8 protein-coding genes are annotated in these 9,552 nt (G+C 41.3%); all 8 read left to right on the top strand.

Annotation, left to right across the window (positions count from 1 at the left end; all coding sequences use genetic code 11):
* Positions 1-113 precede the first annotated feature (113 nt).
* Complete coding sequence (locus AAAY30_RS10745; RefSeq protein ID WP_499215759.1) at positions 114-965, top strand: hypothetical protein; 852 nt, start codon at positions 114-116, stop codon at positions 963-965.
* Positions 966-983: 18 nt separating this feature from the next.
* Positions 984-1,808 carry an Mrp/NBP35 family ATP-binding protein gene (locus AAAY30_RS10740; protein WP_296152318.1) on the top strand — a complete coding sequence of 275 codons (825 nt, stop codon included), beginning with the start codon at positions 984-986 and terminating at the stop codon, positions 1,806-1,808.
* Between the two features lie 252 nt (positions 1,809-2,060).
* The gene (locus tag AAAY30_RS10735) at positions 2,061-3,185 is read left to right on the top strand and encodes a leucine-rich repeat protein (protein ID WP_418615414.1); all 1,125 of its coding nucleotides are present in this window, start codon (positions 2,061-2,063) and stop codon (positions 3,183-3,185) included.
* A 259-nt stretch (positions 3,186-3,444) separates the two neighbouring features.
* Positions 3,445-4,392, top strand: coding sequence for a zinc ribbon domain-containing protein (locus AAAY30_RS10730; protein ID WP_499215760.1), 948 nt, complete (start codon positions 3,445-3,447; stop codon positions 4,390-4,392).
* Positions 4,393-4,900: 508 nt separating this feature from the next.
* Positions 4,901-5,320, top strand: coding sequence for a 30S ribosomal protein S12 (gene rpsL, locus AAAY30_RS10725; RefSeq protein ID WP_022234078.1), 420 nt, complete (start codon positions 4,901-4,903; stop codon positions 5,318-5,320).
* A 150-nt stretch (positions 5,321-5,470) separates the two neighbouring features.
* A complete protein-coding gene (gene rpsG, locus AAAY30_RS10720) occupies positions 5,471-5,941 on the top strand; it encodes a 30S ribosomal protein S7 (protein ID WP_022234079.1) in 471 nt (156 codons plus the stop codon).
* A 36-nt stretch (positions 5,942-5,977) separates the two neighbouring features.
* Positions 5,978-8,077 carry an elongation factor G gene (gene fusA, locus AAAY30_RS10715; protein ID WP_022234080.1) on the top strand — a complete coding sequence of 700 codons (2,100 nt, stop codon included), beginning with the start codon at positions 5,978-5,980 and terminating at the stop codon, positions 8,075-8,077.
* 135 nt (positions 8,078-8,212) lie between these two features.
* Positions 8,213-9,415: an elongation factor Tu gene (gene tuf, locus AAAY30_RS10710; protein WP_186935510.1), complete on the top strand. Its 1,203-nt coding sequence runs from the start codon at positions 8,213-8,215 to the stop codon at positions 9,413-9,415.
* Positions 9,416-9,552 lie beyond the last annotated feature (137 nt).

The following is a 9,552-nucleotide window of genomic DNA, read 5'->3' as shown; positions in this document are numbered from 1 at the left end:
CGATTTAAAAAGGCTTGACCTAAATTTTTAAATTATTACACTAAACCGTGAGCCAAACAATAATTTATTATTGTTACCCCAACATTTAGAACCGAATTAAAGAGGGTGAATTTATGGACGAAAAGGATAAGTTTGACGGAACAGAAAAAATTGAAGAGGAAGAAGAAAAAGTATATATTGCCCGTCACGCAAAAAAAGACGAAGAGGACAGATTTGCGGATATTGAAAATTTTGATGTTGATAATACCGAAGCTGTTGAAAATAAAGAAGTTGAAAAAAATTCAAACGATGTACCGAATAATGAGCCTGCCATAGACAGCACAGAGAATTTTGATGTTCACAGCGATAATTACGGCGATGATTTTGACTGTCAATCGGTAACAAGCAAAAATCATATACCGTCGGATAATCCGAAAAAAAGCAACAGAGATTACGGTGACGGTTTTGACGCTCAAACGGGTGAGGACAGACACGAATTTAAGCGCAGACAACCGAATAATGACGACTATTATGAGAATAATGCAGATACGGACGATTATTCGGGAAAGCCGAAAAAGCAGAAAAAAGCGAAAAAACAAAAGCAGAAAAACAGTAAGGCGGCTATGGTATGCGTAGTGGTAGCCGTTGCGGTTATAGTAGTATGTGTGCTTGCTTTTGTGCTTTCAAAATGTTCGTTTGGCAATAAAAAACCGACGGTGACAAATGCACCTACCACGAAAGCGACTGTTGCCACAACTCAAGAGCCGACAACCGAGTATTACGAGCCTGAAACCGAAACGGAGTATGTTCCCGATTACACGGAGAATGTGGAGGAAACCACAGAACAGCCTTACACAGAGGAGTACACCGAGCCGGAAACAGAGCCTTACACAGAAGAATATACCGAACCCGAAACTTACGAATCTACCCCGGATACAGAACCTGTAACGGAGTATGTTCCCGACGAAACAACACAAATTGTATAAAATGGAGATGTAAAAAATATGGGATGTAGTCATGATTGTTCATCTTGCAGCTCTGACTGCAAGTCAAAAAATTCGGAAAGTTTGCGTGAAAGCCTTAATCAATACAGCAGTGTAAAGAAAGTAATTGCCGTAGTATCGGGCAAGGGCGGAGTAGGCAAAAGCCTTGTTACTTCAACTCTTGCGGTAACTTTCAACCGTCTTGGTAAAAAAACGGCTGTTCTTGACGCAGATATTACAGGCCCGTCAATTCCAAAGGCTTTTGGCATTAACGAAAGAGCAAAGGGCAACGAATACGGAATTATTCCTGTTACAACCGAAACGGGAATTGATATTATGTCAGTAAACCTTTTGCTTGAAAATCCGACCGACCCTGTTGTATGGCGTTCACCTGTCATTACAGGCACGGTAAAGCAGTTTTGGAAAGATGTTATCTGGGAAAACGAGGACTATATGTTTGTTGATATGCCTCCGGGAACAGGAGATGTTCCGCTTACCGTATTCCAGAGTTTGCCGATTGACGGAATCATTGTAGTTGCATCTCCGCAGGAGCTTGTTTCCATGATTGTCGAAAAGGCGGTAAAAATGGCAAATATGATGAATGTGCCGATTCTCGGTCTTGTTGAGAATATGAGTTATTTTGTATGTCCCGATTGCGGCAAAAAGCATAATATTTTCGGTGAAAGCCATATTGATGAAATTGCCGAGCGTTACAATACAAAGGTACTTGCAAAGCTTCCTATTGACAGCGACCTTGCCAAGTGTGTCGACGAGGGCAGAGTAGAACTCTTTGAGGGCAACTACCTTGATGATGCCGCACAGGAAATCGAAAAAGCACTTGCGTGAATAATAAGTTATGACTTTGCGCAAATTTAAGATAAAATCTTATAATCGCTTTACGAAATGTTTTTCTGAAACATAATTTTAAAGCTAAGGCTCTTCTGAACGGAGAGCCTTTTGTTATGCACTTTAGCTAAATAAATTGTAATTTGATGCTTTATTATATCCAAAAATATGCTTGCATTTATATGTATCAAAATGGTATAATTATGCTGTTCTATGGAATGTAATTGATATAAAATTTGGAGGAACAGAAAAATGCACAGATGTCCGGATTGCGGAGAAAGATTTGAGGGTAATATATGTACCTTTTGCGGCAGACCCGTACCGCAAGAAGAATTAGAACAGGAAAAAGCCGTTCAGGAAAAAGCCGTTCAGGAAAAATCCGACGAACAGGAAAATATAAATAATTCTGAAGAAGTGTCGAAATCTACAGTTGAAAATACTGCTTTAAACAGTGCCGGTGTTCAGACTGTAAACGAATACGCACAAAACGGTTACAACACACAGCCTGTAAACAACTATGCTCAAAAAAATTACAATTCACAGCATAGTTACGGAAACCCTAATTACAACAACAGCGCAATGCCGAGCGGTTATACTAATCAAAATCAGCCGTTTTCGGATGTTGTAAATACCCGTGAAAAGAAAAAATCAAAAACAGCTCGCATAGTTGTTCCTGTTGTTGTAAGTGTATTGATTATCAGCCTTTGTGTTGTCGGATATACCGTCATAATGAATGTAATCAAAAATAATAAATTTAATAAGGGAATAGGTGAGTTTACGGGTGCGGATGACTCTGCTGCCGTTTCGTCCGTGAGTATGGATTTGGACGAAAACTCGTATTGCTTTTACACTGAAAACGATGACGGAACTGTTACAGTCACAGGCATTGACACCGTGGATTACTACAATGATTTTAAGGATGAAGTTGTAGATGATACTTACAATTTTTATTTTAATATTCCGAGTGAAATTAACGGCAAAACCGTAACTGCTATCGGAAAAATCAATCCGACCAATCCTCTTTCCTCGGGTACTCTCCATATTTATATTACAGTACCCGGTACAGTAAAGACAATACAGAGCGATACTTTTAAACTGTCGGAACATGTGCGTGAAATTACCTTTGAAGACGGTGTTGAAACTCTTGAGCCTGACGCTATTGTAGATTGCTATTCGCTTGATAGGGTTAATATTCCGGAATCGGTGACCGTTATTGGCGAGCATGCGGTAGGCTTTTTTATTGCGGGAGATACATTTTCAGAGCCTGTCGGCAAAAGAGAATATACCCGTTCTCCGCTTACTCACATATACGCTAAAGAAGGCTCGGCTGCCGACAGATACGCTAAGGATAACGATTTGTATATTGAATATAACTGATGCTTTGATTAATCGTGAGCGTTTAAATTCTAAAGGCTTTTATCGAAGGTTGAGATAATTGCTTAGATGAAATTATGTAAAATAATAAACTTAAGGTTCTCTGCTGAGGAGAACCTTTTTGTTATGAAATTATAAAAATATACAATATATTGCTTTTTTATATGTAAATAAAAGCAATTGATTTTTGCATAAACAAAATGGTATAATTATGCAATAGTATGGCAAATATATTTTGCTTATTTAAGGAGAGGTATAGTAAATGAAATGTCCTAATTGCGGAAATGAAATCACAGGTAAGTTTTGCACAAGCTGCGGCACACCCGCTCCTGTCGAAGAGCCTGTAAAAGAGCAGGAAACTCAAACACAGCCTGCACAGTCGGATAATTTTGCGGCAAACAATTATAATTCCGAACCTGCACAGCAGAATGTTGCTGACAACAATTCACAGCCAAACAGCTTCGGTGCGGATAATTACAACACACAGCCAAACAATTTCGGTTCGGACGCATATAATTCACCTTCGGGTTTTGGTGCCGACGCAAACAATGCACAGCCTGCACCACAGCCGTATCAGTATAATTCATCTGCTAATCAGCCAAACGGTATGCCTGTAAATAACGGTTACACAGGTCAGCAGTTTACAAATGTTCCTAACAACAATATGCCTAATCAGCCTAAAAAAGGTATGAGCGGCGGTAAGATTGCAGCTATTGTAATCAGCGTTATTCTCGGTATCATAATTATTCTTGCTGTTGTTGTCGGTGTTGTAGCCTGCAACGCTTTTAAGACTGTCGGTTCGGTTATTGGTGGCGTTAAGGAAGGCGTAAGCATATTTGTAGAAGATAATGAAAGCAAATACAACAGTGACAGCAGCGCTGAGAGCAGTGAAAGAAATTATGACAGTGCAAGCCATTTTTACTATCAGGAGATTAACGACGGCAGCGAAATTGAAATCACAGGCTATAATTATATGGACACATTTGACGAAACATTTACCGATAAGAATTTTGAAATCAGAGTTCCGAACGAAATTAACGGCAAGCCTGTAACAAGCGTTTATGAGATATATGTTTATAATTATTCGAATATCGACACCGATGATTTGAATATGAAGCTTATAATCCCCGGCTCTGTTAAGAATATTGAGAGCTATGCTTTGTGGGGCTTAGAGGGCGTAACCGAAATTGTTTTTGAAGATGGTGTTTAAAGCATTGGAGACTATGCTGTTTATAACTGCAAGTATCTTAAAAAGATTACAATTCCGGAGTCTGTAACATATATCGACGATGTCGGTGTCGGATATTTAGATTCAAATGAAGAAAATGTTATTTCAAAAGACCTTGTTATTGTAGCAAAGAAAGGCTCAGCAGCCGAAAAATACGCTCAGGATAACGGCTTTAAGGTTGAGAATAACTGATTTGGCAAAGCTAAAAATTGATAACCTTTTATATAAAACCGCTCTCTGCTTTTACGGAGGGCGGTTTTTTCGGTATATAAAGAAAAATTTGGGGTAAAATAGTATCTGCTGCGGCACAAATTTAAAAAACTCAAGTAAAAATGCCGTAAAATCGGGATAAAAACGCTTGACAAAACGATATTTGTTGAGTTATAATACTAAATTGCAGAGCAATGTGTAATTGCACCTTGCTCGCCAATCAGCCCTGCTTGACAGGGCGGTTAATCAATTTCTTAATATTTTGGAAAGGAGGAAAAATATGCCTACATTTAACCAGTTGGTAAGAAAGGGCAGAGAGGTTTCCGAAAAGAAAGCTAAGGCTCCTGCACTCTTAAAGGGTTGGAACTCTAAGAAGCGTGTTGCTATCAACCAGAGCTCACCACAGAAGAGAGGTGTGTGCACAGCCGTAAAGACTGCTACACCTAAAAAGCCTAACTCAGCTCTCAGAAAGATTGCCAGAGTAAGACTTTCTAACGGTATCGAAGTTAGTTCTTACATCCCAGGTGTTGGTCACAACCTTCAGGAGCACAGCGTTGTTCTTATTCGTGGTGGCCGTGTTAAGGACTTGCCTGGTGTTCGTTATCACATTGTTCGTGGTACACTCGACGCACAGGGCGTTGCAGGAAGAATGCAGTCCCGTTCTAAGTATGGCGCAAAGCGTCCAAAGGCAGGTAAATAAGGAATTGACATAACTTCGGCTTAAATTGATTTTAAGTTCTGCTATGCGGCAGGATTTCTATATATATTTATGGATTTCTTGTTGGCATACGGGAGTTTGTCGCTTTCGAGTACCTATGATATCTCAATTATTGTGAAGGAGGGAAGCAAAGTGCCAAGAAGAGGTTCTATTGCGAAGCGTGACGTATTACCGGATCCGCTTTATAATTCAAAACTTGTAACTCGTCTTATCAATAACATTATGTATGACGGTAAAAAGGGCGTTGCTCAGAAGATTGTTTACGGTGCATTTGAAATCATTGCTGATAAGACAGGTAATAACCCACTTGAGGTTTTCGAGCAGGCTATGGAAAATGTAATGCCAGTTCTCGAGGTAAAGGCTCGCCGTGTAGGTGGTGCCACATATCAGGTTCCTATGGAGGTTCGTCCTGAGAGAAGACAGACACTCGGTCTTCGTTGGATTTCAACTTACTCAAGAGCCAGAAATGAAAGAACAATGAAGGAAAGACTTGCAGGAGAAATTCTTGATGCTACTAACAGCACAGGCGGTGCCTTCAAAAAGCGTGAAGACACTCATAAGATGGCTGAAGCAAACAAGGCTTTCGCTCATTACAGATGGTAATTTTTATTACCGGAGTAATTTTTAGAGGAGGATTTTATGCCAAGACAGGTTTCACTTGAACAGACAAGAAACATCGGTATCATGGCTCACATCGATGCCGGTAAAACTACAACAACAGAGCGTATCCTGTATTACACTGGCGTAAACCATAAAATCGGCGAAACACACGATGGTGCTTCAACTATGGACTGGATGGTTCAGGAGAAAGAACGTGGTATCACAATCACTTCTGCTGCAACAACAGCATTTTGGTTCGGTAGCAAGCATCAGTACAAGAAACACAGAATCAACATCATCGACACACCTGGTCACGTTGACTTCACCGTTGAAGTTGAGCGTTCACTCCGTGTACTTGACGGTTCTGTAACAGTTCTTTGTGCTAAGGGCGGCGTTGAGCCTCAGTCTGAAACCGTATGGCGTCAGGCTGACAACTACGGCGTACCAAGAATGGTTTACGTTAATAAAATGGACATCATGGGTGCTAACTTCTACCATGTTGTACAGATGATGAAGGACAGACTTAAATGTAACGCTGTTCCGATTCAGCTCCCAATCGGTGCCGAAAGCGACTTCACAGGTATTATCGACCTCGTTACTATGAAGGCCGAGATTTACCACAATGAAGACGGTACAGATTACAGTGAGGAAGAAATTCCTGAGAACATGCAGGATCTTGCTAACGAGTATCACGAGAAACTCATCGAGTCAGTTGCTGAGCTTGACGAGGATCTTATGGAGAAATACTTCGGCGGCGAGGAAATTTCTATAGATGAAATTAAGAAAGTTATCAGAAAAGCTACAATCGACAATACAATGGTTCCTGTAACTTGCGGTTCTTCATACCGTAACAAGGGCGTTCAGATGCTCCTTGACGCTATTATCGATTATATGCCTGCTCCAACCGACGTTCCTGCTATCAAGGGTACAAACCCTGAAACAGGCGAAGAAGTTGAAAGACATTCTTCTGATACAGAGCCTTTTGCGGCTCTCGCATTTAAGATTGCAACTGACCCATTCGTAGGTAAGCTCTGCTTCTTCAGAGTTTACTCAGGTATTGTTAAGGCCGGAGATACAGTTTACAACTCTGTAAAAGACAACAACGAGCGTATGGGCAGAATTCTTCAGATGCACGCTAACGACAGAAAAGATATCGACTGCTGCTATGCAGGTGATATTGCTGCTGCTGTTGGTCTTAAGAATACAACAACAGGTGACACACTCTGCGACGAAAAGAATCCTGTAGTTCTTGAGTCTATGGAGTTCCCGGAGCCTGTTATCAGAGTAGCTATCGAGCCTAAGACTAAAGCCGGTCAGGAAAAGATGGGTATTGCTCTTGCAAAGCTTGCAGAAGAAGACCCAACATTCCGTGCTTATACTGATGAAGAAACAGGTCAGACAATTATCGCAGGTATGGGTGAGCTTCACCTTGAGATTATCGTTGACCGTCTTCTCCGTGAGTTTAAGGTAGAGGCTAATATCGGTGCTCCGCAGGTTGCTTACAAAGAAACAATCCGTAAAGAGGCTTCTGTTGATGAGAAGTATGCTCGTCAGTCAGGTGGTAAGGGTCAGTACGGTCATGTTAAGATTAATGTATTCCCTAACAAGGACAAGGGTTACGAGTTTGTTAATAACATTGTCGGCGGTGCTATTCCTAAGGAATATATTCCTGCTGTTGACCAGGGTATCCAGGGCGCAATGCTCAGCGGTGTACTCGCAGGTTACAATGTAGTTGACGTTAAGGTTGAGCTTTATGATGGATCTTACCACGAGGTTGACTCATCAGAAATGGCATTTAAGATTGCCGGTTCTATGGCATTCAAAGAGGCTATGAGAAAAGCTGATCCTGTTCTCCTTGAGCCTATCATGAAGGTTACAGTTATCGTTCCTGACGAATACCTCGGTGATGTTATCGGCGACCTTAACTCTCGTCGTGGTATGATCCAGAGCATGGAAGCAGAGAACGGTGCACAGAGAGTAACAGCTCATGTTCCGCTTTCAGAAATGTTTGGTTATGCTACTGATATGCGTTCTAAGACACAGGGTCGTGGTCAGTATGTAATGGAGCCTGATACTTATGCAGAAGTTCCGAAGAACATTGCTGAAAAGATTATGAGCGAGAGAGCTAAGAAGGACTAATTAATCCTTTTTGCTGAATATATTAGGTTTTTTATAAAAACCTCTTGATTTTTTGCTGATTTGTTGGTACAATAGCATTAAATCTATTGTAATGTAAATTACAATGAATTACCATATTTAAGGAGGAAATTTCCAATGGCAAGAGAAAAATTCGAAAGAAATAAACCCCATGTAAACATTGGTACAATCGGCCACGTTGACCATGGTAAAACAACACTTACAGCTGCAATTACAAAGGTTCTCAACTTAGAAGGCGACGCTGACTTCGTTGATTACGCTAACATCGATAAGGCTCCTGAAGAGAGAGAGCGTGGTATCACAATTAACACAGCTCACGTTGAGTACGAGACAGAAAAACGTCACTATGCACACGTTGACTGCCCAGGCCATGCTGACTATGTAAAGAACATGATCACAGGTGCTGCTCAGATGGACGGCGCTATCCTCGTTGTATCAGCTGCTGACGGTCCTATGCCACAGACAAGAGAGCACATCCTTCTTTCTCGTCAGGTAGGTGTACCTTACATCGTAGTATTTATGAACAAGACAGACCAGGTTGACGATCCTGAGCTTCTTGAGCTCGTAGAGATGGAGATCCGTGACCTCCTCAACGAGTATGGCTTCCCAGGCGATGAAACACCAATCATCAAGGGTTCAGCTTACCTCGCACTTACAAGCGATTCTAAGGATCCTAATGCTCCTGAGTATGCTTGCATCCACGAGCTTATGGATGCTGTTGACGAGTTTATCCCAACTCCTGACCGTAAGGCTGACCAGCCATTCCTTATGCCTGTTGAGGACGTATTCACAATCACAGGTCGTGGTACAGTTGCTACAGGTAGAGTTGAAAGAGGTCAGATCAGAACTTCTGAGGAAGTTGAGATCGTTGGTCTTACAGACGAGAAGAGAAAAGTTGTTGTTACAGGTCTTGAGATGTTCAGAAAGACTCTTGACTATGCTGAGGCTGGTGACAACGTAGGTGTACTTCTCCGTGGTGTTCAGAGAAATGAAATCCAGAGAGGTCAGGTACTTGCTAAGCCAGGTACAATTCACCCACACACAAAGTTCCGTGGTCAGGTTTACGTTCTTACAAAGGACGAGGGTGGCCGTCATACTCCATTCTTTAACAACTACCGTCCACAGTTCTACTTCAGAACAACTGACGTTACAGGTACAATCTCACTCCCAGAGGGTACAGAGATGTGTATGCCTGGCGATAACGTTGAGATGGATGTTGAGCTTATCACTCCAATCGCTATCGAAGTAGGTCTTCGTTTCGCTATCCGTGAGGGTGGTAGAACAGTAGGTTCAGGTGCAGTTATCGCTATTAACGAGTAATTCACTTTGAATTTATAACACTTTCTTAAATAATTGAGCCGATTCGTAAGAGTCGGCTCTTTTTGTGTTTATTGAAAAGTAAATTTGGGTTTTGACTATTTGTAAAATGTGGAAAAGTATGATTTCCTTTTCTTGTT

The organism is Ruminococcoides bili (assembly GCF_040093295.1).
Classification (GTDB): domain Bacteria; phylum Bacillota; class Clostridia; order Oscillospirales; family Acutalibacteraceae; genus Ruminococcoides; species Ruminococcoides intestinale_A.
This window is presented reverse-complemented; position numbering and strand designations above follow the sequence as displayed.

Coding starts and splice junctions, on each gene's coding strand:
- tuf (WP_186935510.1), top strand. CDS start 8,213: ATGGCAAGAGAAAAATTCGAAAGAAATAAACCCCATGTAAACATTGGT.
- AAAY30_RS10745 (WP_499215759.1), top strand. CDS start 114: ATGGACGAAAAGGATAAGTTTGACGGAACAGAAAAAATTGAAGAGGAA.
- rpsL (WP_022234078.1), top strand. CDS start 4,901: ATGCCTACATTTAACCAGTTGGTAAGAAAGGGCAGAGAGGTTTCCGAA.
- AAAY30_RS10730 (WP_499215760.1), top strand. CDS start 3,445: ATGAAATGTCCTAATTGCGGAAATGAAATCACAGGTAAGTTTTGCACA.
- AAAY30_RS10740 (WP_296152318.1), top strand. CDS start 984: ATGGGATGTAGTCATGATTGTTCATCTTGCAGCTCTGACTGCAAGTCA.
- AAAY30_RS10735 (WP_418615414.1), top strand. CDS start 2,061: ATGCACAGATGTCCGGATTGCGGAGAAAGATTTGAGGGTAATATATGT.
- fusA (WP_022234080.1), top strand. CDS start 5,978: ATGCCAAGACAGGTTTCACTTGAACAGACAAGAAACATCGGTATCATG.